This window comes from Meridianimarinicoccus roseus, from assembly GCF_003172915.1.
Taxonomy (GTDB): Bacteria; Pseudomonadota; Alphaproteobacteria; order Rhodobacterales; family Rhodobacteraceae; genus Meridianimarinicoccus; species Meridianimarinicoccus roseus.
Genome location: NZ_QGKU01000038.1, coordinates 20,024 through 43,019 on the forward strand (window position 1 = coordinate 20,024; position 22,996 = coordinate 43,019).

The following is a 22,996-nucleotide window of genomic DNA, read 5'->3' on the forward strand; positions in this document are numbered from 1 at the left end:
CTAGATCATTGACTTGAAAGCCGGGAATGTATCCAGCATCCACGCGGCGATGTAGTTCACGCTGTCGGTGGCGATGAGCACCGCGAAGAGGATCAGAAACACGCCCATCATGCGTTCCACGGTTCCGAGATGGCGGCGGAAGCGCGCTGCGAAACGCAGGAACGGACCGATGAAACCCGCCGCGAGAACGAAGGGCGCTGTCATGCCGATCCCGAAGACCAGCATCAACAGAAGGCCGCGTTGCGCCGTCGCCTCCTGGCTGGCCTGAAAGACCACTGCGGTCAGCACCCCGCCGACACACGGTGTCCAGCCGGCGGCGAAGGCCAGCCCGACGAGGAACGCGCCCGGCACCGACATCGTGCCGGTCTGGCCGCTGTCCATGCTGAAGCTGCGGTTCAGCAGACCGACACGGATCACCCCGAGGAAATGCAGGCCCAGCACGAAGACGATCAGCGCGGCGACCAGCCGGAATTCGGTCTGGTAGCTGCGAAAGGTCTGGCTGAGGCTGAAAGCCGCTGCGCCCAGCAGCACGAACACCGTGATGATCCCCAGCGAGAACATCACCGAGGCGAGCAGCGCGCGGCGCCGCAACCCGGCGGGCAGGCTGCCATCGGACTGGATCTCGGCCATGCTGGCACCGGCCATGTAGGACAGGTAAAACGGAACGATCGGCAGGATGCAGGGTGAAAAGAAGACGATCACCCCGCCCAGCAATGCGCTGACGACGGAAACTTCGAACACGTGCGCGCCCCTCCCTGCGGCTTGCGGGAATTACATTCGCATTCTATGATATTTGCAATATTCGCGTGGCACGGGGAGGTGCGGCAAACATGCGCATTCTGCAATGGGTTCCTGTGCCGACCGGGCCTTTTGGGCTCCCGCGGCTGATGCTGTCTGCGTTTGCGGCGTTGTGGCTGGGGCATGGCGCTGGCGCGCAGACGGCTGAGCTGGTGATGGTGGAACAGCATGGTTGCCACTGGTGCGAAGCCTGGAATGCGGAGGTGGCGGCGATCTATCCCAAGACGGCGGAAGGGCGGTTCGCGCCGCTGCGCCGGATCGATCTGCGCGCGCCCGTGCCGATGGACCTTTCTCTTGACGGGCGCGCGGTGTTCACGCCGACCTTCATCCTTGTGCAGGACGGGCGCGAGCTGGCCCGGATGGAAGGCTATGGCGGGGACGAGCTGTTCTGGTGGGGTCTGTCGGCGCTGCTGGCGGAGCACACGGATTTCAAGGGAGGAGAAGGCGAATGACAAGATGTTTGGGGGCGCTGCTGGCCGCGGGGCTGGCGATGGCGGGCCTGCCGGGCACTGGCGCGGCGCAAGACACGGCCGGGGAGGACGGGGCCTTCGTGACCTTCCGGGTGCTAAAGCCCGAGATGGCACTGAAGGCGGCGCAGGCCGCGCTGGAGCACTGTCGCGCAGAGGGCTACCAGGTTGGCGTTACGGTCGTGGACCGGTTCGGTCTGCCGCAGGTGTTCCTGCGCGACCGCTTCGCGGGGGCGCATGTGCAGGACACCTCCTTCCGCAAGGCATGGACGGCGGTCAGTTTCCGCACCGGGACATCGGCCCTGCACGAGGAGACCGCGCCGGGGACGGAGTCCTTCGGGATCAGGTTCCTGGAGACGGCGCTGCCGCTGGGCGGCGGGCTGCCGGTCATGGGCGGTGACGGCTCGATGGTCGGTGGGATCGGCGTGTCCGGCGCGCCCGGCCCGTCGCTTGACGACGTCTGCGCGCAGGCGGGACTGGACGCGATCGAGTTCGACATAGCGTTCTGATCAGAAAGGCCGCGCGCGAGGCGGCGGGCACGATACCTGTCCCTGCGGGGCGGGGCGGCTCCCGCCCGTCGCCCCCCGCGCGTGCCGCGCGGGCGGCTCCCGTTGGGCCGGGCCCGGGCGCTGCCGCGCCCGGGCGGTCACCCCCGACCCGCGGCGCGGCCTACATCGTGCGCAGGTAGGCGCCGAGGATGTCGCGCGCGGCGGCGAGGTCGGTCTTGTGGATCATCTCGGTCACGGTGTGGATGTATCGCGTGCCCACCACGATCCCGATCGCGCGCGCGCCCGCCGCGGCCTGCTGCGCCGCCGCGCCGTCCTGTCCGCCCGCGCGCAGCATGGTGCGCTGGAACGGGATCTCTTCGGCCTCGGCGAGGTTGGCAAACGTATCGACCAGCCCGCGATCGGCGATGAACGAGCCATCCCGGATATGCAGTCCGAAGCCCTTGCCCTGTTGAGTCGTGCGGTCCTGTTCCGGCACGCCGGGCGTGTCGCAGGCCAGCGTGGTATCCACGCCGATGCCGATATCCGGGCGCACTGCGAAGGCTGCGGTTCGCGCCCCGCGCAGGCCGACCTCTTCCTGACAGGTGAAGGCAACGTGGATTTCGGCATCTGTCCGGGTCTCGCCCAACATCCGGATCGCCTCGATCCCAAGCCAGCAGGCGATCCGGTTGTCGAGGGCCTTCGAGACGACCTTGTCACCGATCTCGAGGAACGGTTCCTCCATCACCACCATGTCGCCGACGCGCACCTTGTCGGCCGTCGCCTCGCCCAGCCCCAGGTCGATGAAGAATTCGCTGATCTCGGGCACTTTCTTGCGATCCTCGGGGCTGGCGATGTGCACCGGGCGCCCGCCGGGATTCATTACCCCAAGCAGGTCGCCGCCTTCGGTGCATACCCGAACCCGGCGCGAGAACAGGTTGCGCGGATCGAACCCCCCGACCGGCTGGACATAGACATAGCCCTGTTCGGTGATGTGGCTGACGAGGAAGCCGATCTCGTCCATGTGGCACAGCAGCATGACCTTCAGGGGTTCGGTGCCGGTGCCGTCGCGGCGGCAAAGCAACGAGCCCATCGCGTCCTCTTCTACCGCGTCGAACAGTCCATCTATCTCGCTTCGGATCAGGTCGCGCACGCGGTCTTCCTGTCCGGGCACGCCGGGGGTTTCGCACAGTCGCTTGAGCAGGTCGATGTTGAGGGGCGCACTGTCGGTCATGGGCATCCTTTCAGGTGAACGGCAGATCGGTCTGCAGTGTCGATCCGCCTTGGTATCGCGCATCGCCGCAGGAAGGACCAGAGCCAGCGCGCTGCCCGTGCTTCGGCCCGGCGCGGTGCGAAACAGAAAAAACGCCGTCTCCCGAAGGAGACGGCGTGCCGGGAAATGAACTGGTGAAGGAAGCGACTTGGAAATGAACTGATCAACAACTGGGCGAGAACCGGTCAGGACGCCCGGCTGCGGGTGCGCAGCGCTGCCAGCGCCCCGATACCGGCCAGCGCCAGCGGCAACCCGGCGGGCAGGGGCACCGGGGCCGGGCTTGGTGCCGGTGCGGGCATCACGGCCCCGACCCGTTCGGCTGTATAGATCACGCCGAGCGGGCGCTTGTCGCGGCCATAGAACGCATCGCTGTCATAAAAGCGCAGCGCGACGTGGATCGGGCCTGTATACCCGTCGAGCACATAGGACACCTTGTGGGCGCTGTCCCCGTCGAGCCCGCTGATGGATTCGGTGTAGTGGCCCGGATTGTGATAGTGGTCGGGCCAGGAGTGCTTGTTCTTGAAGGCCTCGCGCTGCAGCAGGAAATCCAGCTTGCCGTTTTTCCCGCCGGGATGCGTGAACACGAAATCAAGGCTGAGCGTGCCTTCGGCGAAGCCGTCGAAGGTCAGGAAGTCGATGTCGTTCTGCTTGTTCTGCGCGCCGGTGACCAGACGCACGTCACTGCTGAAGACAGGCGCGCTTGCCGGGTTGCCCGCGAAGTCGCCATTCGGGTCGGATGCCTCACTGGCCGGAAGGGTGGCCGCACTGACGCCGGTCGAGAAAAGTGCTGCAATAAGTGTGATGACGATGTGCTTCATGCCGTGTCCTCCGTGACTGAGGTTTACATAGACGGCACAATGATTTCGGAGAAGTGACCGAAGGTATAGGACGGCGATGCATCCGAGACATGGCTGAGCAAAAGAAGAGGGGGCGCCGCCGCAGCGACGCCCCCCGATCCTCGGTCCTGCCGTGTCGTCCGGCTTCAGTTCAGGTCGCGCGCGTTGGCCGCTTCCATGTCCGCCTCGGCCTTGGCGACGGCGTCCTGCAGCGCGGCGAAGATCCGCTCGCCGCCATCGACATTGGCCTGGAACCAGTCATAGACCGGCGCCGCCGCGTCGCGGAACTGCGCCATCTCGTCCGGCGAGGGTACGTAGATCTCCCCGCCACCTTCCACGAACGCCTCGTAGGCGGCAATGGACTTGCGCTTGGGGCTGGCGAAGGTCGCCTGCTGAAGCTGATAGAACCCGTCATTCACCACGCGGCGCAGATCCTCGGGCATGGACAGGAAGCGGTCGTTGTTCATCCACCACAGCGCGCCCATGTAGGCGTGCCCGTCCAGCGTGATGTATTGCAGTCCGGCATCGGGAAACTTCATGCCCATGATGTCGGTGATGCCGTTCTTGGTGCCTTCCACGACGCCGGTCTGCAGCGAGGTGAACAACTCGGGCCACGGGATCGGCGTCGGCGCGGCGCCGAGCGCGCGGGTCAGTTCCTGCGGCAGGTCGGCGACGACCGTTCGGATCTTCAGCCCCTCAAGGTCCGACGGCTGGCGCACGGTGCGCTGGGTGTTGGCGAAGTTGCGCCATCCGCCGGTGTTGCCGATGGTCATCAGCCGGATCGTGCCGCCGCTGTCCTCAAGCGCCATATCCCGCATGGTGCGCACAAAATCGCCCTGCAGCACGGTCTCTGCCACACGGTCTCCTGTCATCAGGTAGGGCAGGTCCAGCACCTGCACGTAGGGGAAGATCCCCGCCGCACCGCCCGAGGTGGAGATGAAGATGTCGATTGATCCGTCGGAGACGCCCTGAAGGCACTCTGCGCCATTGCTGCACAGCTGCGTGCCGATGAACAGCTCCACTGCGATCGCGCCGTTCGACGCGGCCTCCACGTAGTTCTTGAACACGACCAGCCCGTCGTAATCTTCGTCGTTCTCGTTGGAATTGGCGGTGGCGCGCAAAGTATAGTCCTGCGCGAGAGCTGCGAGTGGCGCGGCGGCTAGCGCTGCGGCCAGAAGCGGTGTGGTGAGGTGTCTGAGCATGTCTTTTCTCCCTGTCAGATGCTCTAGTTCACGAAGCCCGCAAGGCGGGGCACGGTCATGGAAAAGGCGGGCACGAAGGTGATCAGGAAGATCACCGCGATCTCGACCGCGAGGAACGGCAGGATGGCGCGAGCGATGGTTTCGACCCGTTCGCCAGACACGCTGGAGGCGACGAACAGCACCAGCCCCATTGGCGGCGTCGCCAGCCCGACGGTCAGGTTGACCGACATGATGATAGCGAAATGCACGCTGTCCACGCCGAGATCGGTGAAGATCGGCCCCAGGATCGGCCCGAGGATGATGATCGCGGGTCCGGCATCGAGGAACATGCCGACGATGAACAGCAGAAGGTTGATCAGGAACAGGAGTATCAGCGGGTTTTCCGACAGCCCGAGGATGATCGCGGCCAGCGTTTCGGGCGCGTGGCTGAGCGAGACGACTGTCTTGAAAGCCATCGCGGAGCCGACCAGAAGCAGCACCACCGCCGATGTCATACCGGCGCGGGCCAGCACGTCCGGGATCTCGGCTAGACGCAGCGATCTGAGAACGAACAGCCCGATCACCAGCGCGTAGGCGACGGCGACTGCGGCGGCCTCGGTCGGGGTGAACACTCCGCCAAGGATGCCGCCAAGGATGATGACGGGCGTCAGCAGCGGGAAGAACGCCTTCAGGCTGGCGCGGCCTGTTTCGCCCCAGGTGGTGCGCGGCGAGGCGATCGGAAAGTCATATCGGTCGGCCATGACCTTGATCATCAGCATCAGCCCGAGCCCGACGAGGATGCCAGGCACGATCCCCGCAAGGAAAAGCGCCGCGACCGACTCGCCCATCACGTAGGCGTATATGATCATGATGCCCGACGGTGGGATGATCGGCCCGATCACCGAACTCGCCGCGGTGATCGCGGCGGCGAAACGGCGGGTGTAACCCTGTCTTTCCATCGCCGGGATCAGCATCGATCCAAGCGCCGAGGTGTCCGCCACGGCCGATCCTGACAGTCCCGCGAACAGCATCGAGGACAGCACATTCACATGCGCCAGCCCGCCGCGCAGGTGCCCCATCAGCGCCTGGCTGAATTCCACCAGCCGCGCGGTGATGCCACCGCGGTTCATCAACTCTCCCGCGAGCATGAAGAACGGGATCGCCATCAGCGGAAAGCTGTCCATACCGTTATAGACGTTGCGATAAAGCAGGGCGATGTCGCGTTCCTGACCGTTCAGGAACAAAAGCAGCCCCGGCGCGGCCAGCATCGCGAAGAACACCGGCAGGCCGATGAGCAGAAAAACGAGGAAAAGTGGCAGGAACCAGATCAGCATCTATTCCGCCTCCACCACGTCCTGCGGGATCGCCTGCAGCGCCGCCGCGCCGCCACCCAAGGTCACCAGAGCGCGCAGCATCAGTTCGATATTGACGAGCGTGAGAAGCACAAGTCCGACGAACAGCGACCCATACATCATTGCCAGCGGCATCTTCACCCAGCCGAAGGACAGACCAAGCGCGGCGTCGGCGCGGGTGCATAACGTCAGCGACAGCCCGCTTCCCGGCAACGGCAGCGCGAATTCGAATGTGAACGGTACCCAGAGCGACGCCGACTTGAACAGGCATCCGGACATTGTGTGCGAATGGCCCAGCTGCACGCCCTTCAGCAGCACCAGCAGGGCGACGGACAGCAGCGCCAGCCCCAGCAGCGCCGCGACGCGGCTGGGCAGGGCGCGGGACACAAGGTCGATCGCCACGAAGCCGCCGCGCCGGTAGGCGACGGGCGCGATCAGCCCGGTCATCCACAGCATCAGGAAACGCGCAGCTTCGTCGGGCCAGGGCAGCGCGTTGTTCAGAACATACCTGAAGAACACCTGGAGCAGTATCACCGCCACCATCAGCGCCATCGCGGCGACCGTCACCCATCGACCGAACGCCCCGGCGGCCGTGTTCAGCGCCTGAAGCGGCCCCAGAAGCCCCAGCAATACCGCCATCGCGGCGATCCTCCTCCCATCGGGCCGCATTGTGCGGCCGCCGCCCGCCTTGCGCGGGTCTGGCTGGCACGGGGCCGACAAGCCCCCTGCAGTGTCAGTCCCGGCGCGCGAACCGGCCGAAGCCGCCCTTGGCGAACAGCAGCGGTGCGCCGTCGGACCTTGTCACGCGCAGAACCTGGCTGACAAGGATACGGTGGTCGCCGCCGGGATGGTCCGCGACGGTCTCGCATTCGAACCGCGCAAGACATCCGCCCAGAAGCGGCACGCCCTCCTCGGAGAGGATCCAGTCGACGCCGTCGAAAGCCCGGCCGTTCTTCGCGAAATGCAGCGCAAGATCGGCCTGACCTTCGTCCAGCACATGGATCGCGCTGAAGGACGCGTCGCGGAATACGGGGCAGCGATCCGACTTCAGATCGACCGACCAGAGCACCAGCGCCGGGGTCAGCGACACAGACGAAAAGCTGTTGGCGGTGATTGCGACAGGCCCGTCCGGTCCCTGTGCCGTAACGATGGTGACGCCGGTACCGAACAGACCCAGCGCATCACGATACTGCCGCTCCGCTCCCGGGCCGGGCAGAAAACTCGTCATCTCGAAATCCTGCGTGCCGTCCATGTCATGGCACCTCCGCGCCGGTGGCTTCGGTATAAAGCATGTACCAGTCTTCCCGGCTCAGCGTCACCTTGCACGCATCGGCGAGCGTGGCAATGCGCGCCAGTGTGTTCGTGCCCACCACCGGCGCGATCCACGCGGGATGGGCCATCAGCCACGCGATGGCGACTGCGGCCGCGTCCACCCCGAACGGCTCTCCCATCGCGGTAAGCAGCTTCACTAGACCCTTGTTGCGTTTCTTGAACAGCGCGCCCCCGCCAAGCGGCGACCACGCCATCGGCACGATCGCGCGTTCCTGCAGGAAGGCCAGATCGCCGTTGGTGAACGGGTCTGCGTGCAGCAGGCTCATTTCGATCTGATTTGTCACCAGCGGCGTGCGCATCGCCGATTGCAGCAGAGTGAAGTCATGCGGGCGGAAGTTCGATACTCCGACATGGCGCACCTTGCCCGACGCCACCAGACCGTCCAGCGCTGCCCCGGTGTCGATATGGTTCATCAGCGGGTCGGGCCGGTGGATCAGCAGAAGATCGATCCGGTCAATGCCCATGTCCGTGAGCGACTGGTCCACCGACGCGGTAATATGCGCCGCAGTCGTGTCATAGTGCTTCACGCCGACCGCCGCGTGGCGCCCGACGGGCGCGACGATACCGCATTTGCTCACGATCTCCATCTGGTCGCGCAGGTGTGGCGCGGCCCGCAGCGCGCCGCCCAGAACCGCCTCTGCGGTATATCCGCCATAGATGTCGGCCTGGTCGAAACTGGTGATGCCCTGGCTCAGGCAAGTTTCGATCTTGGCCTGCACGTGGCCGGGGCTTGTGTCCTCGTCATCCGCCAGCCGCCACATTCCGTAGACGATGCGCGAAAGCGAGAAATCCGGGGCGAGTATGGCGCGATGCATCAGTGACGGTCTCCCGTGCCCAGCGGGGTGGGCGGTGTTGTTGCGGGCACGCGCCCGTACACCTCGGGCAGCGCGCAGGTTTTCAGGTGCGGCATCACGCGCGCGCCGAAGTGGCGACATTCGTCCAGATGCGGATACCCCGAGAGAATGAAGGCACGAATGCCCATCTTCCGATAGGCTTCAAGCTCGGACATAACCTGATCGGTGGACCCGACCAGTGCCGCGCCGCAGCCCGACCGCGCCCGCCCGATGCCGGTCCACAGGTGCCGTTCGACATAGCCGAACTTGTCGGCCAGTTCCCGCGCCCGGGCCTGGTGCGACACGCCCAGCGAGATGCTGTCATGCGCCCTGTCGCGGATCAGTGTGCCGTACTCGTCGTCCAACCGGCTGACGAGATGGTCGGCATATTCGCGCGCCTCGGCCTCGGTATCGCGCACGATGACATGCACACGCAGCCCGTAATCCAGCGTTCTCCCATGATTTTCAGCTGCCTGTGCGGCGGCCTTCATGCGTTCGGAGATCTGCTCCTTCGGTTCGGGCCACATCAGATAGACGTCGCAATGCTGCCCGCACAGGTCCAGAGCGGCGGGCGAATAGCCCCCGAAATAAAGCAGCGGCCCGCCGGTCTGGTAGGGCCTCGCAGGATCGACAGTGAGTCCTTTGAAATCATAGACTTGCCCGGCATAGTTGATCTCGTCTCGGGTCCATGCCTGTTTCAGGATCTCGACGACCTCCCGGGACCTCTGGTAGCGGAATGCGCTGTCGGCCACTTCGCCGGGAAAATCGCTTGATATGATGTTGACGGTAAGGCGGCCCTTAAGCATGTGGTCGATCGTGGCCAAGGTGCGTGCCAGCATGATCGGTTGCATCTCGCCGCAGCGCACGGCGGCAAGGAAGTTGATCCTGTCGGTGATCGGGGCGTTCCCGGCCACAAAGCTCAGCACGTCCTGCCCGACCTGGTAGGACGAAGGGCAAAGGATGTTGCGGAAGCCCTGCGCCTCGGCCTCGCGCACGATGGCCGAGCAGTGTTCCCAACTGGACCGCAGCGCGCCGTCCGGCACGCCGAGAAAGGCGTAGTCGTCGGAACACAGGGCCGCGAACCACGACACTTCCACGGCGTCGAGATCAGCGGAGGTGACGGGGACGACAGTCATCTTCTAGCTCCTGTTTTTCGCTTGCGTAGCAGCTTCGGATTGGTGCATCAATCATAAATCAATTTTGGCCCGGACCGATGAGCACCGACCGAAGCGCCCTTCCGAAATACCTGCAACTGTCGGAACTTCTGCTGCGCGAAATCGCGGCCGGGCGCTTGCGCGTGGGGGATCGTCTTCCACCTGAAAGGGCGATGGCCGACGACATGGGCGTAGCGGTGGGCACCTTGCGCAAGGCGCTGTCCCGGTTGGCGGATCAGGGCGTGATCGCGCGTCAGCAAGGGTCTGGAAATTACATCAAGGACACGGGGCAGGGTACTGGAATATATTCGTTCTTCCGACTTGAGAGGCGGGATGGTGGCGGGCTGCCACGGGCTCGAGTGCTCGAGGTTGCGCGCTGCGCGAAGACGCCGGACCTGCCGGACTTCGGCACCGCGCCGGATGCGCACCGCATCCGGCGGCTGCGGCTGCTGGACGAGCTGGTCGTCGCGGCCGAGGAAATCTGGCTCGACGGGGCCTATGCCGCGCAATTGTCGGCGCACGATCTTTCCGAGTCGCTCTATCTGTTCTACCGGATGCGGCTCGGGCTCTGGATCGCGGGCGTGGAAGACCGGATCGGCATCGGAGACGTGCCGCGCTGGGGCGCCGACATCGGGCTGACGGGCGGTGCGCCCTGCGGATTGGTGGACCGGGTCAGCACCGCTCCGGACGGAACCCGGGCCGAAGTTTCCCGGACATGGTTCAACCCGGCGCGCGCGGTCTATGTTGCGCGCAGCCGCTGAAGGAAGAAGGGCGGCGCGCATGGCACGCTTGCGATACGGCATCATCGGATGCGGAATGATGGGGCAAGAGCATATCCGGAACATCGCCCTGCTGGAGGCGGCTGAGGTCGCGGCGCTGTTCGAACCCGATCCCGCGATGCTGGCGCAGGCACGGGCGCTGGTTCCGGGCGCGACTGTCCATGACGGGCTCCATGCGCTTCTTGCCGATCCGAACCTCGACGCACTGGTCATCGCCAGCCCCAACGACTGCCATCTGGACCAGCTCGAACAGGTGGCGGCGACGCGCCCGCTGCCGGTGCTGGTGGAAAAGCCGCTGTTTACCAACCCGGCGGACCTGCCGCGCCTGGAGGCGTTCCGGGCGCATTACCCCGCGCCGGTCTGGGTGGCGATGGAGTATCGCTACATGCCACCGGTTGCCGCGCTGGCCGAACAGGCTGCCGGTGTGACCGGAGGCATCCGGATGCTTACACTGCGCGAACACAGGTTCCCGTTTCTAGACAAGGTCGGCGGCTGGAACCTGCACACTGCCCGCACCGGTGGAACACTGGTCGAAAAGTGCTGCCATTTCTTCGACCTGATGCGCTTCCTGCTGGCTGACGAGCCGGTCCGCGTGATGGCGAGCGGTGGGCAGGCGGTGAACCGGCTGACCGAGGCGGATGTCTGGGACCATGCTTATGTGATCGTCGATTTCTCCGGCGGCGCGCGTGCGATGCTGGACCTTTGCATGTTCGCCGAAGGCTCCGAATACCAGGAGGAGATTACGGCCGTGGGCGCGCAAGGCAAGATCCAGGCGCTTGTGCCGGGGCCGGGGCGGTTTTGGCCGCCCGCGCTCGGGCCGGCACCGCAGCCCCGCCTTATCGTCAGTCCGCGAATGCCGAAAGGGCCGGTCGCGCGCGACATCCCGGTCCCGGACACGCTTCTGGAAGCGGGGGACCACAACGGCGCCACCTATTTCCAGCACCAGCGTTTTGTCGACGTGGTGCGCGGTGCGGCCACGCCCGAGGTCGGCTTCGAGGATGGCATGCGCGCGGTCAAGATGGGCCTTGCCGCCCAGCTTTCGGCCACCGAGGGGCGTGCTGTCACGCTGGATCTGCCGATACGCCGGGACGCCGCGCCGCTGGCGGCGATGGGCGCGCGATAGGGACCGGTGGTCGGCGAACAGGAAACGGTGGTCTGCCCTGCGCCCCGCGCCTTTCATGCGTGGGGTCGAGACGGTTCCTGACTGTCAGGGGCGATTGATTTGACCGTGCGTTCCAGACAGGCCGTGAAGGCAGGACAGGGCAGACCGGACCGGTCTGCCCCGATCTTTCTCAGTTCGACGGTGCGTTGGGGAAGAACAACTGCTGATCCGCGACGGTGTAGCCTGCGATGGCCGTTTGACCCTCCGCCGAAACCAGCCAGTCGGCAAAGGTCTGTGCGGCTTCGGTGTTGACACTGGGGCAATGGTCCGGGCTGACCGGTATCACGCCATACTGGTTGAACATGTCCTCGTCGCCCTGCACGGCGATCTGGTAGTCCTGCTTGTTCCCGAAGCTGATCCAGGTCGCGCGGTCGGTCATCACATAGGCGCCCATGCCGATGGCCGCGTTGAGCGTCGCCCCCATGCCGGAACCGGTCTCGCGGTACCAGTCACCCGAGGCGGCGGTCGGGTCGACACCGGCATCGGACCACAGCGCCATCTCCTTTTTGTGGGTGCCGCTGTCATCCCCGCGCGAGGCAAACAGCGCGCCTTGCTCGGCGATCTTTGCCAGAGCGCCCTGCACGTCGTCGGAGCCGCCGACGCCGGCCGGATCGGCCTCGGGGCCGACGATGATGAAGTCGTTGTACATCAAGTCCGTTCGCGACGTGCCGTACCCCGCTTCGACAAACTTCTCTTCGGACGGCTTCGCATGGACCAGAAGCACATCACCATCACAATTCTCGGCGTTCCTGATCGCCTGACCCGTGCCCACGGCCACCACGTTGACCTCGATGCCGGTCTTCTCCTGAAAGATCGGCAGCAGGTAGTCATAAAGCCCAGAATTCGCCGTCGATGTCGTCGACTGCACGATGATGGACTGGTCCTGAGCGCAGGCCTGGCCCGCAAGCAGAATGGCCAGCGTTGCTGCGCCAAGTGCACGTTTTCGCATGTAACTCTCCCTGGATTGGTCCGTTAGACGACAAGCCTGCCGTCCATGTAATTCTGCGCCGACGCGCTTTGCGGCTCGCAGAAGAAGTCGCGCGCGGCCGTGTGTTCGGCGATGCGCCCGCCATGCAGGAACAGCACGTCGTCGGCCATGCGCCGGGCTTGCCCCATGTCATGCGTGACAAAGCAGATGCGCATACCGCGATTGCGCGCATCGCGCACGATGGTCTCGATCGCAAGAACCGACGCAGGGTCAAGGCTTGCGGTCGGCTCGTCGAGGAAAAGCACCTCCGGATCGGTGGCCAGTGCCCGTGCGAGGGCGAGCCGCTGCGCCTCGCCACCCGACAACAGGCGCGCGGGCTGATCCGCCTTGTGCGCGAGACCGACATGGTCCAGCAGTGCGTCGCGGCGGCCCCGGTCCTTGCCGCGGGTCTTGAGAACGAAGTCGATATTCGCGGCGACCGACCGGCGCAGCAGCACCGGCTTCTGGAACACCAGTGCCTGCCGTTTCGTGACGGCCTGGGGGTCTTGCCCGCCCCAGTCGATGTGGCCGGATGTCGGGGCCATCAGTCCGTGCAAAAGCTTGAGAAGCAGGCTCTTGCCCGATCCGTTCGGGCCCATGATCATGGTGCAGCCCGCAGACCCGAGATCGAAGTTCAGGCCGTCCAGAACCGTGGTCTCCCCGAAGCGCAGGGTCAGGTCGCGCACGCTCAGCGGCATCAGCGGCGCAGCAGGCACCGCGTCCTTCAGCTTTGTGGCGAGGGGCAGCGCCGTGTCAGACATGGGCGTGCCGCGCCGCCGTCATGCGCACCGATTGCACTGCCGCGTTCACGCCTAGCGCAATGACCAGCAGGATGAGCCCCAGCGCCAGCGCCAGCGCCAGATCGCCCTTCGAGGTTTCTAGAGCGATGGCCGTGGTCATCACCCGTGTCAGGTGGTCGATATTCCCGCCCACGATGATGACTGCGCCGACCTCCGCGACGGCCCGCCCGAACCCGGCAAGCCCGACCGTCAGAAGCGAATAGCGCGCGTCCCAGATCAGCGCCTGAACCGTCTGCAGCCGTGTCAGGCACAACGACCGGAACTGCTCGGCATATTCGGCATGAAGATCCTCGAGCACCTGCCGCGACAGGGCCGCGACGATCGGTGCGATCAGGATGGTTTGTGCGATGATCATCGCCGTCGGGGTATAGAGCAGACCCAGAAACCCCAGCGGCCCAGAGCGTGACAGGTGCAGGTACACGACAAGCCCGACGACCACCGGCGGCAGGCCCATGAGGGCGTTCATCACGATCAGCACGGCGCCGCGCCCTGAAAAGCGCCCGATGGCGACCAGCGCGCCGATGGGCAGTCCAATCAGACAAGCCACCGCTGTCGCAGTCAGGCTTACGCGCAGCGACAGAAGGACGATCTCCAACAGGTCGCCGTCGCCCGAGGCGACAAGTTGCAGCGCTAGTCCGAAGGCTTCTCCTATTGACTGCAAAATTTACCACCACTGATGGATGTCGGATTTTTTGCAGTCTATGCTGCATCAAACGAGAAGTTCAAGTCTGGTCAGGGTGAAAAAGCCGTTACAATGTGAGCCTATCGGTTCAGGGCGCCACATTCCTGCGTGAAAGAAGTGCAAAATTTCCGGAGGCACATGTTTTCAGCGACCAAAATTACGCGGACAGGTCACCGCGCCTCTATGATGCTTGGGCGCCGCAGCCCGACCTGCAGCCCGACCTGCAGCCCGCGCAGCGCGACGCCGCCTGATGCGCGCGTTGCGTGGCCCCGTGCGCCGGGCAGGTTGTTCTGGTTCCTTCGCACGGTATGAAGGCCGTACGGGCGCGTACCAGGGTGCCCCACCCGCAGTCTCACCGGAGCCTTGGCCCGCTTTCGGTCAGGACCAATGGCGGAGTAATCTTGCCTGACACTCCCGAAGCCGAGGTATTGAAACAGGCGCCGCAGATCTTGTCGTCTGCGGTGCTGGCGGATGACGGGTTCTACGCAGCCTTGATCCCGAAAGGAGACTGAGATGCGAGTTTTTCTGCTGGTCCTTGCCCTTCTGGCACCGTCCGCGCAGGCGCGCGACATCACGGATAGCGCAGGCCGAACGGTCACGCTGCCCGATGCGGTGACCACGGTCTTCGCCGCCGGACCGCCCGCCGCGATCCTGCTTTATGTCATGAAGCCCGAGGCGATGACCGGTTGGCCGCGCGCCCTGCGGCCGGAAGAGCGCGCCTATATCGCGCCACCCTTTCGTGATCTGCCCGAAACAGGGCGGCTTACCGGGCGCGGCGGCGAAGCGAACCTTGAACGCGTGCTGGAAATCCGGCCCGATCTGATCCTTGATTTCGGGTCGGTTCGCGACACCTACGTCGATCTTGCGAACCGTGTGCAGCGCCAGACCGGCATCCCTTACATCCTTATCGATGGGCGCTTCGAAAACACGCCGCAGGCACTGCGCTTGCTAGGCGAGGCGCTTGGCGTGCCCGAGCGGGGCGAGGCATTGGCCGCAGAGGTCGAAGCGACCTTCGCGCGCATCGAGGCCATGCTGCTGGATGTGCCGGTTGACCAGCGACCCCGCGTCTACCTAGCGCGCGGGCCCGAGGGGCTGGAAACCGGCATGAAAGGCTCGATCAACACCGAAATCATCGAACGTGCGGGCGGGCGAAATGTGGCCGATGATGGCGGCGCGACGCGCGGGCTGGTGAACGCTTCGATGGAACAGCTGATCGTGGCGAACCCCGACACCATCGTGACGTGGGACCGCAACTTCTACGCCAGGGTTTTTGATGATCCGTTGTGGCAGGGCATCGACGCCGTGCAGGCAGGCCGCGTCTACCTGTCGCCCACGGCACCGTTCGGCTGGATCGACAGGCCGCCTTCGCTCAACCGGATGATGGGGCTGCTCTGGATGGCGGGACTGCTTTATCCCGACCGGTGGGATGGCGATCTGCGCGAAGAGGCACGTGCATTCTATCGGCGCTTCTATCATGTGGAACTGGCCGATGAGGAACTGGAAAGGCTGCTCGAATGGGCCGAGGGACGACCGCCGATGTAGACCCGCCGCGCCCGGCCCCGACTCTGTCCGGCGCGCTGGTGCTTTGCCTTGTGGCGCTGGCCTTCGGGGCGGTGATGGTCGGACCCTACGGCCTGACGCCAGGGCAGACCCTGGCGGCGCTGTTCGGACAAGGCGACCGGCAGGCGCAGATCGTGGTGTGGAGCATTCGCTTGCCGCGCGTCGGCGCGGCGCTGCTGGTAGGCGCGGCTCTTGCGGCGGCCGGGGCGAGTTATCAGGCGCTGTTCCGTAACCCGCTTGTCTCGCCCGACATTCTCGGCGTGTCGGCCGGCGCGGGGCTGGGCGCGGTGGCGGGCATCTTCTTGTCGCTGCCCGTGGCTGCGATCCAGGCGTCGGCCTTCGTGGGCGGCATGGCGGCGGTTGGCTTCGTGACACTGGTTGCATCCGTGGTCCGAAATACAGACCGGACGCTGACGCTGGTGCTGATCGGCGTGGTGATCGGCGCGCTTGCCGGTGCGGCCACATCGCTGCTCAAGGTCATGGCTGATCCCTATGACCAGTTGCCCGCAATCACCTTCTGGCTGCTCGGCTCGCTTGCCGCGACCACCACGGAAGACATCCTGCCCGCCCTGCCGATGGTGCTGATCGGGCTTGTACCGTTGGCGCTGCTGCGCTGGCGCATCAACGTGCTGAGCCTTGGCGACGAGGAAGCGCGCGCGCTCGGCGTCGAGGCGGGCAGAACGCGTTTCTTCGTGATCGCCGCAGCGACGCTGATCACGGCGAGCGTGACAGCCCTTGCTGGCGTCGTGGGCTGGGTCGGTCTGGTGATCCCGCATGTCGCGCGGATGCTTGTCGGTCCGGGTTTCGGGCGGCTGCTGCCGACCTCGGCGCTGATCGGGGCGGGATATCTGCTGATCGTGGACACTGCAGCCCGTACCATCGCGCAGGTCGAAGTGCCGCTGGGCATCCTGACCGCCGTGATCGGGGCGCCGTTCTTTGTCTGGCTGCTGGCGCGCGGCCGCCGCGGGTGGTCCTGATGCTGGAAGCGCAAGAACTGTCCATCGGCTATGGCCAGGTGGCGATTGGCACGGGGCTGACGCTCAAGGTCGCGCAAGGTGAAATTCTGTGCCTGCTGGGTCCAAACGGCTGCGGCAAGACCACTCTGTTCCGGACGCTTCTGGGGCTGCTGCCCGCCCTGTCGGGCGATGTGCTGCTGGGCGGCACACCCATCGCGTCGCAGCGCCGGGCCGAGATCGCCCGGCGCATCGCCTATGTCCCGCAAGCCCACGCGCCGCCGTTTCCGTTCGAGGCGTCCGAGGTCGTTCTGATGGGCCGCACCGCAAGGCTTGGTGCCTTTGCGCAGCCGGGCCGTGCGGATCGCGTCGCGGCGCTGGCTGCGATGGCGCGTCTTGGGATCGGCGACCTGGCCTGCCGCGACTATTCCCGTCTGTCCGGCGGGCAAAGGCAACTGGTCCTGATCGCGCGCGCATTGGCGCAGGACACGCCACTCATCGTCATGGACGAGCCCACCGCCAGTCTGGATTTCGGCAACCAGGCGCAGGTTCTGGCGCAGATCGGGGCGCTGGTCCGGGATGAGTCCCCTCAGGGGCGCGGTGTCATCCTGTCCACGCATGACCCCGATCAGGCATTCGCGCTGGGGGCAAGGGTGCTGCTGATGCACCGGGGCGGGGTAATGGCCGACGGACCGGCAGCGGCGGTGTTGACCGCTGCGAACCTGAGCACGGTCTACGGCATTCCCGTTACCGTCGAAACGACCGGCTCGGGCCGCAAGGTCTGCCTGCCGACGCTGGATCGGCAGGTCACGCCTTCTGAAACGCCGCGCGCCATCCCCGTCGCGTAGGGCGTCCCGCGCGCCGATGGGCGCCGCCCGCCCGAATCTCCGCGATGCCACCGCGCCGCCTCCGGCCCAAGCGATGCAAACCGTGCCGATGCGCGCTGCGATCAGTTGTCCCGCCTGCGACGCTTGTTGCAGCCCCCCCGCTGGGTTAAATCAGCGGGACCCGAAGAGAAGGCGGACCATGGCGCGTAAACCGATTACCGACACCGAAGACCGCGCGGGTTCGCGCAAGATCGGCGCGCTGCGCGGCCTGATGCCGTTCGTGATGCGCTATCGCGGGCTGCTGGCGCTGTCGGTTGTCGCGCTCGTGTTCACCGCACTCGTTTCGCTTGTGCTGCCGCTGGCGGTGCGCCGCGTGGTGGACGGCTTCCAGAGCGGATCCACCCAACTGCTCGACCAGTATTTCCTTGCGGCCATCATGATCGCCGGGCTGCTCGCGCTTGGCACCGGCACGCGCTATTACCTTGTCACCCGGCTGGGCGAACGGGTCGTGGCGGATATCCGCAAGGCGGTGTTCAACAACATGATCGGCATGTCGCCCGCGTTCTACGAGAAGATCATGACGGGCGAGGTGCTGTCGCGCATCACCACCGACACCACGCTGATCCAATCCGTGATCGGCAGTTCCGTGTCGTGGTTCCTGCGCAACGTTCTGCTTTTCTTCGGCGGGCTGGCGATGATGCTGGCGACGTCGGCCAAGCTCACCGGTCTGGTTCTGCTCCTCGTGCCCGTGGTGATCGTGCCGATCATCGCGCTGGGGCGGCGCGTGCGCAAGCTGTCGAAGGCCAACCAGGACTGGATCGCGCAGTCCTCGGGCAAGGCGTCAGAAACGCTGCTCTCGGTGCAGGCGGTCCAGGCCTTCAGCCACGAAACGCTGTCTGCGCTGCGTTTTTCGGACGTGACCGAACAGGCCTTCTTGTCGGCCAAGGCGCGCATCGCTGTTCGCGCGGCGCTGACCGTGATCGTGATCTTCCTGGTCTTTGCCGGCATCGTGGGCGTGTTGTGGATCGGCGCGCGCGATGTGCGCGAGGGGGCCATGACCATCGGCGCGTTGGTGCAGTTCGTGATCTATGCCGGGATCATGGCCGCCTCCACCGCTGCGCTGTCCGAGATCTGGGGCGAATTGCAGCGCGCGGCCGGGGCGACAGAGCGGCTGGTCGAGTTGCTGACCGCATCGGACAGCGTAACCGACCCGGCGCGCCCCGCGCCGGTGCCGCAGCCCTGTCGGGGCGAGATTACCTTCGACGCGGTGCGCTTCACCTATCCTTCCCGGCCCGATGCAGCGGCGCTCGATGGTGTCAGCATGACCATCGCGCCGGGCGAGACCGTGGCGCTGGTCGGCCCGTCCGGAGCGGGCAAGACAACGATCCTGCAGCTTCTGCTGCGCTTCTACGACCCGGCGGCGGGCCGCATCCTGCTGGACGGGACCGACCTGCGCGACATGGCGCGGCAGGACTTCCGCCAGCAGCTCGCGCTGGTCCCGCAGGAGCCGGTGATCTTCGCCGACACTGCGATGGAAAACATTCGCTTCGGGCGCCCCGACGCGACCGACGACGAGGTGATCGCCGCCGCGAAGGCCGCTGCCGCGCATGGCTTCGTCAGCGACCTGCCGGAGGGCTATGGTAGCCAGCTGGGCGAGCGCGGGGTCATGCTGTCGGGCGGTCAGAAGCAGCGCATCGCCATTGCCCGAGCGATCCTGCGCGAGGCCCCGGTGCTTCTGCTGGACGAGGCGACATCGGCGCTCGATGCCGAAAGCGAACTGGCGGTGCAGCGCGCGGTCGAGGCGCTGGCGCGCGACCGAACCACGCTGATTGTCGCGCACCGGCTTGCGACCGTGAAAAAGGCCGACCGCATCCTCGTGTTCGACGCGGGCCGGATAGTGGCCAGCGGAACCCATGACAGCCTTGTCGCGCAGGGTGGGCTTTATGCCCGTCTGGCGGAGTTGCAATTCACCGGCGGTGCGGTCGCGGCGGAGTAACGCGAGGAGGGCGCACTCATGTCGCGGCCTTGGCCTTGGGGATCTGGTCAGGACTTCAGGAACCGCCGCCGGGCTTCTGCGGCAATGGAGGCTCGCATCTCCACCTGCGCGAGATCCGCCATGACGCGCCGTCGCGCGCCGGGGTCGGTCAGTGCAGCAAGCTCCGCTCGCAGGGCGTCCGCCTGCTTTTTCAGGGAGATTTCCTCGGGCAGGACCCCGGCCTGTGCCATGATCCGGAAGCCGACAGCATCGGCTGCGGTGACGAAGGCATCACCCGGCCGGTGCGGCAAGGGCGCGCCAGCGCCTTCGAGGTCGTCAAGCTCGCCCTTCCCGAGGGCCTTCAACATTTGACGTTCGGCCAGTCGGTCGCGCCAGGACATCGGGCACTCCTCTCGCAGCTATGGAGGAGAATATGGGAAGCGGCTGCAATGCGTGCAATGCGCGCCACGGGCCGCAACGCTGCGTCAGACTTGTGCGCAACCGGCAAACTCCCCAAATTCACGCGAACACGACCACGTTCGGCTGGGAGGACACAGTGGCCACGAGATTCAGCACCATCGAGGATTGTCGCGCGATCGAGGCGCAGGGCCCCTATGCCGAAAAGGACGTGCCGCGCACGGTGTATCACGCGCTGAGCCGGTGCGCCGACCGCTTCCCGTCGCGCAACGCGGTGTCGTTCCAACTGCTGTCGGACCCGCGCAGCAAGGCCGAGACGCTGACCTGGACGGCTCTGCACGGGCAGGTCACGCAGGCGGCGAACCTGTTCCGCAGCCTCGGCGTGGGCGATGGCGATGTGGTCGCCTTCCTGCTGCCGAACGCGAACGAAACGGTGGTCACGCTGCTGGGGGGCATGACGGCGGGGATCGTGAACCCGATCAACCCGCTGCTCGACGTGGAACAGATCGCCGGCATCCTGAACGAGACGCAGGCGAAGGTTCTGGTGACGCTCAAACCGTTCCCCAAGACCGACGTGGCGCAGAAGGCGGCCGAGGCGGTGGCCTTCGCACCCTCGGTCAAGACGGTGCTGGAAGTGGATCTGCTGCATTACCTGTCGCCGCCGAAAAGCTGGATCGTGCCGCTGGTCCGGCCGAAGGTGACCGCGCGCCACCATGCCCGCGTGCTGGATTTCACGTCCGAACTTGCGCGCCAGCCCGCCGACCGGCTTGGCTTCGCCGAAAGCGCGGACGACCGCGTGGCGGCGCATTTCCATACCGGCGGGACGACCGGCACGCCAAAGGTGGCGCAGCACCGCATGTCCGGGATGATCTACAACGGCTGGCTAGGGCAAGAACTGATCTTCGACGAAACCGACGTGCTGATCTGTCCGCTGCCGCTGTTCCATGTGTTCGCCTGCTACCCGATCATGATGTCGGTGCTGCAATCGGGCAGCCACGTGGTGTTTCCGACGCCCGCCGGCTATCGCGGTGACGGCGTGTTCGACAATTTCTGGAAGCTGATCGAACGTTGGGGCGTGACCTTCCTGATCACGGTGCCGACCGCGCTGTCGGCGCTGATGCAGCGCCCGGTGAACGGCGACGTGTCCAGCCTGAAGACGGCGATCTCGGGCTCGGCGCCGCTGCCGCTTGAGCTTTACCGCCGCTTCGAGGAGAAGACCGGGGTGCAGATCTCGGAAGGCTACGGGCTGACCGAGGTGACGTGCCTCGTGTCCTGCAACCCGATGGAAGGGATGAAGAAGGTCGGGTCGGTCGGCATCCCGCTGCCCTATACCGACGTGCGCATCCTGCACTGTACCGAGGACGGCGCGATCGACCGGGAATGCGGCACCGACGAGGTGGGCGAGATCTGTGTCGCCAACCCCGGCGTGATCGAGGGGTCGACCTATACCGAGGAGGGCAAGAACCTCGGGCTTTATGCCGACCGTGTCTACCTGCGCACGGGCGACCTGGGGCGGATCGACTCCGATGGCTATCTGTGGATCACCGGCCGCAAGAAGGACCTGATCATCCGGGGCGGGCACAACATCGACCCCGCCGAGATCGAGGAGGCGCTGATGGGCCATGACGCGGTCGCCTTCGTGGGCGCGATCGGGCAGCCGGACGCGCGCGCAGGCGAGTTGCCCTGCGCCTATGTGGAACTCGTCGCCGGGGCGAAGGTCACGCCTGCGGAGCTTCTGGACTTCTGTAGCACCCGCATCCACGAACGCGCCGCGATCCCCAAACATATCGAGGTGATGGGCGAATTGCCCAAGACGGCGGTCGGCAAGGTGTTCAAGCCCGCGCTGCGCAAGCTGGCGATCACGCGGGTCTACGACGCCGCGCTGGCCGAGGCGGGCCTTGCCGCGCGCGTCGCCGAGGTGGTGGACGACAAGAAACTGGGGCTGACCGCGGTTCTGGAGCGCACCGGCGAGGCGGACGAGGACGCACCCGGAAAGGTGCTGGGCGCCTTCACCCGCCCATGGCGCTGGTCGCAGGGCTGAAGCGGCGGGGGGGGGTGCTCCCGCCCGTCTTCATCGCGCGTGCCGCGCAATTCATTCCGTTGGGCCCGGCAGCGCGGCTGCGCCGCGCTGCTGTCGCGCGTGGGCTGAGCCGCGCGGCGCCGACCCACACCTGAGCGGAGCGCGGCATGGCGGGTTGGAGGGGCGGTGCGCGTCCAGCGCGTCAGTAACCCCGCGCCCGGTCCACCAGCCCGTCGACCGGCGCGCCCGTCTCGAGCCGCGCGATGCTGTCCGCGAGGCACGGGGCGGCCGTGGTCGGCCGGGTGGTGGACGCCACATGCGGTGTCACCGTCACGTGCGGATGGGACCAGAACGGGTGATCGGCGGGCAGCGGTTCGGTGCGGAAAACGTCCAGTGTCGCGTGTCCGATTTGCCCGCTGTCGAGCGCCGCCAGAAGCGCCGCGTCGTCGATCAGCGGGCCGCGTCCGGGGTTCAGGATCACCGCCCCGCGCGGCAGCGCCGCCAGCCGCGCCGTGTTCATCAGCCCGTCGGTCTGCGGGGTCTGCGGCAGCAGCAGCACGACCATCTCGGCCCCGTCCAGCGCCGCGGCCAGCCCGTCCGGCCCGCTATGGCAGGTCACTCCCGGCACCGTGCGCTGCCCGCGGCTCCAGCCCGACACGCGGAAGTTCAGACTTGCCAGCGCCTTCGCGCAGGCCGCGCCCAGCACGCCCAGCCCCAGCACGCAGACCCGCCGGTCGCGCGCCAGCGGCGGGCAGGTCTGGTCCCAGCTGCCCGGGGCGGCGAGGATATGTGCGTCCATCCCGAGGTGGTGGCGCAGCACGTGGCCGGTCACCCACTCCACCATCCCCTCGGTCAGACCCACCGGGTCCACCATACGCATCAGCGGCTGGGTCAAGGTCGGGTTGCCGACGATCTTCTCGACCCCGGCCCACAGGCTCAGCACCGCCTTCGCGCCTGTGAAGGGCGCGAAATCCGACATCCCGCCGCTGGGCGCATAGACGATGTAATCCACCGTCGCCGGATCTTCTGCCTGCCTCGTCACCCGCGCCTCGAGCCCGGCGCGCGCCAGCGCGTCGGGCAGCAGGTCGCGGTATTCGTGCCAGTCGTCGTCGCGGGCGGAGAACAGGATCGTCAGTGGCATCG

The 22,996-nt window shown here is 66.2% G+C and carries 23 protein-coding genes; 9 read left to right on the plus strand and 14 right to left on the minus strand.

The genetic code is table 11. The features are described 5' to 3' along the window. On the minus strand, positions 1 to 741 hold the full coding sequence (locus DKT77_RS11870) for a cytochrome c biogenesis CcdA family protein (protein WP_109811919.1): 741 nt from the start codon (positions 739 to 741) through the stop codon (positions 1 to 3). Between the two features lie 146 nt (positions 742 to 887). On the opposite strand from DKT77_RS11870, the gene DKT77_RS11875 reads away from it, so the two are divergent. Further along, on the plus strand, positions 888 to 1,250 hold the full coding sequence (locus DKT77_RS11875; protein ID WP_109812070.1) for a thioredoxin domain-containing protein: 363 nt from the start codon (positions 888 to 890) through the stop codon (positions 1,248 to 1,250). Beyond that, a complete protein-coding gene (locus DKT77_RS11880) occupies positions 1,247 to 1,774 on the plus strand; it encodes a GlcG/HbpS family heme-binding protein (protein WP_109811920.1) in 528 nt (175 codons plus the stop codon). The genes DKT77_RS11875 and DKT77_RS11880 overlap by 4 nt, the downstream gene beginning before the upstream one ends. Before the next feature lie 160 nt (positions 1,775 to 1,934). Here the strand turns inward: DKT77_RS11880 and DKT77_RS11885 are convergent, their stop codons facing one another. The 8 genes from DKT77_RS11885 to DKT77_RS11920 all read right to left on the minus strand — a co-directional run bounded on the left by DKT77_RS11885 (position 1,935) and on the right by DKT77_RS11920 (position 9,693). Beyond that, complete coding sequence (locus tag DKT77_RS11885) at positions 1,935 to 2,984, minus strand: M42 family metallopeptidase (RefSeq protein WP_109811921.1); 1,050 nt, start codon at positions 2,982 to 2,984, stop codon at positions 1,935 to 1,937. 224 nt (positions 2,985 to 3,208) lie between these two features. After that, positions 3,209 to 3,841 carry a hypothetical protein gene (locus DKT77_RS11890; protein WP_109811922.1) on the minus strand — a complete coding sequence of 211 codons (633 nt, stop codon included), beginning with the start codon at positions 3,839 to 3,841 and terminating at the stop codon, positions 3,209 to 3,211. Between the two features lie 164 nt (positions 3,842 to 4,005). Next, entirely contained in the window at positions 4,006 to 5,061 is a 1,056-nt protein-coding gene (locus tag DKT77_RS11895; RefSeq protein WP_109811923.1) for a TRAP transporter substrate-binding protein, read from the minus strand. 23 nt (positions 5,062 to 5,084) lie between these two features. Further along, positions 5,085 to 6,374 (minus strand): TRAP transporter large permease, encoded by a 1,290-nt coding sequence (locus tag DKT77_RS11900; RefSeq protein ID WP_109811924.1) that lies wholly within the window; start codon positions 6,372 to 6,374, stop codon positions 5,085 to 5,087. Next, complete coding sequence (locus tag DKT77_RS11905) at positions 6,375 to 7,031, minus strand: TRAP transporter small permease (protein WP_109811925.1); 657 nt, start codon at positions 7,029 to 7,031, stop codon at positions 6,375 to 6,377. It lies immediately after the preceding gene. 94 nt (positions 7,032 to 7,125) lie between these two features. Continuing rightward, the gene (locus DKT77_RS11910; protein ID WP_109811926.1) at positions 7,126 to 7,644 is read right to left on the minus strand and encodes a flavin reductase family protein; all 519 of its coding nucleotides are present in this window, start codon (positions 7,642 to 7,644) and stop codon (positions 7,126 to 7,128) included. A 1-nt stretch (position 7,645) separates the two neighbouring features. Next, positions 7,646 to 8,539 carry an aldo/keto reductase gene (locus DKT77_RS11915; protein WP_109811927.1) on the minus strand — a complete coding sequence of 298 codons (894 nt, stop codon included), beginning with the start codon at positions 8,537 to 8,539 and terminating at the stop codon, positions 7,646 to 7,648. Continuing rightward, the gene (locus DKT77_RS11920) at positions 8,539 to 9,693 is read right to left on the minus strand and encodes an LLM class flavin-dependent oxidoreductase (RefSeq protein WP_109811928.1); all 1,155 of its coding nucleotides are present in this window, start codon (positions 9,691 to 9,693) and stop codon (positions 8,539 to 8,541) included. The genes DKT77_RS11915 and DKT77_RS11920 overlap by 1 nt, the downstream gene beginning before the upstream one ends. Before the next feature lie 77 nt (positions 9,694 to 9,770). Here DKT77_RS11920 and DKT77_RS11925 point away from each other — a divergent pair, with 77 nt between their 5' ends. Continuing rightward, on the plus strand, positions 9,771 to 10,472 hold the full coding sequence (locus tag DKT77_RS11925; protein WP_109811929.1) for a GntR family transcriptional regulator: 702 nt from the start codon (positions 9,771 to 9,773) through the stop codon (positions 10,470 to 10,472). 19 nt (positions 10,473 to 10,491) lie between these two features. Further along, the gene (locus DKT77_RS11930; RefSeq protein ID WP_109811930.1) at positions 10,492 to 11,613 is read left to right on the plus strand and encodes a Gfo/Idh/MocA family protein; all 1,122 of its coding nucleotides are present in this window, start codon (positions 10,492 to 10,494) and stop codon (positions 11,611 to 11,613) included. 169 nt (positions 11,614 to 11,782) lie between these two features. Here DKT77_RS11930 and DKT77_RS11935 read toward each other — a convergent pair whose 3' ends face one another. Genes DKT77_RS11935 through DKT77_RS11945 form a run of 3 tightly spaced genes read right to left on the minus strand, consistent with a single transcriptional unit; the run spans position 11,783 to position 14,080 of the window. Next, positions 11,783 to 12,601 (minus strand): ABC transporter substrate-binding protein, encoded by an 819-nt coding sequence (locus DKT77_RS11935; RefSeq protein ID WP_109811931.1) that lies wholly within the window; start codon positions 12,599 to 12,601, stop codon positions 11,783 to 11,785. A 23-nt stretch (positions 12,602 to 12,624) separates the two neighbouring features. Then, positions 12,625 to 13,380, minus strand: a complete 756-nt coding sequence (locus DKT77_RS21005) for an ATP-binding cassette domain-containing protein (RefSeq protein WP_109811932.1) — start codon at positions 13,378 to 13,380, stop codon at positions 12,625 to 12,627. Then, on the minus strand, positions 13,373 to 14,080 hold the full coding sequence (locus tag DKT77_RS11945) for an ABC transporter permease (protein ID WP_109811933.1): 708 nt from the start codon (positions 14,078 to 14,080) through the stop codon (positions 13,373 to 13,375). The genes DKT77_RS21005 and DKT77_RS11945 overlap by 8 nt, the downstream gene beginning before the upstream one ends. A 534-nt stretch (positions 14,081 to 14,614) precedes the next feature. Here DKT77_RS11945 and DKT77_RS11950 point away from each other — a divergent pair. The 4 genes from DKT77_RS11950 to DKT77_RS11965 all read left to right on the plus strand — a co-directional run bounded on the left by DKT77_RS11950 (position 14,615) and on the right by DKT77_RS11965 (position 19,437). Further along, positions 14,615 to 15,643 (plus strand): iron ABC transporter substrate-binding protein, encoded by a 1,029-nt coding sequence (locus DKT77_RS11950; protein WP_109811934.1) that lies wholly within the window; start codon positions 14,615 to 14,617, stop codon positions 15,641 to 15,643. Further along, on the plus strand, positions 15,616 to 16,638 hold the full coding sequence (locus DKT77_RS11955; RefSeq protein ID WP_238547840.1) for a FecCD family ABC transporter permease: 1,023 nt from the start codon (positions 15,616 to 15,618) through the stop codon (positions 16,636 to 16,638). The genes DKT77_RS11950 and DKT77_RS11955 overlap by 28 nt, the downstream gene beginning before the upstream one ends. Continuing rightward, positions 16,638 to 17,462, plus strand: a complete 825-nt coding sequence (locus DKT77_RS11960) for an ABC transporter ATP-binding protein (RefSeq protein WP_238547841.1) — start codon at positions 16,638 to 16,640, stop codon at positions 17,460 to 17,462. The genes DKT77_RS11955 and DKT77_RS11960 overlap by 1 nt, the downstream gene beginning before the upstream one ends. A 178-nt stretch (positions 17,463 to 17,640) precedes the next feature. Next, on the plus strand, positions 17,641 to 19,437 hold the full coding sequence (locus DKT77_RS11965) for an ABC transporter transmembrane domain-containing protein (protein ID WP_109811935.1): 1,797 nt from the start codon (positions 17,641 to 17,643) through the stop codon (positions 19,435 to 19,437). 47 nt (positions 19,438 to 19,484) lie between these two features. Here the strand turns inward: DKT77_RS11965 and DKT77_RS11970 are convergent, their stop codons facing one another. Continuing rightward, positions 19,485 to 19,817: a DnaJ family domain-containing protein gene (locus DKT77_RS11970; RefSeq protein WP_109811936.1), complete on the minus strand. Its 333-nt coding sequence runs from the start codon at positions 19,815 to 19,817 to the stop codon at positions 19,485 to 19,487. Positions 19,818 to 19,972: 155 nt separating this feature from the next. Here DKT77_RS11970 and DKT77_RS11975 point away from each other — a divergent pair, with 155 nt between their 5' ends. Further along, a complete protein-coding gene (locus DKT77_RS11975) occupies positions 19,973 to 21,874 on the plus strand; it encodes an acyl-CoA synthetase (RefSeq protein WP_238547842.1) in 1,902 nt (633 codons plus the stop codon). 181 nt (positions 21,875 to 22,055) lie between these two features. Here the strand turns inward: DKT77_RS11975 and DKT77_RS11980 are convergent, their stop codons facing one another. Beyond that, positions 22,056 to 22,994, minus strand: a complete 939-nt coding sequence (locus DKT77_RS11980) for a 2-hydroxyacid dehydrogenase (RefSeq protein WP_109811937.1) — start codon at positions 22,992 to 22,994, stop codon at positions 22,056 to 22,058. Between the last annotated feature and the right edge of the window lie 2 nt (positions 22,995 to 22,996).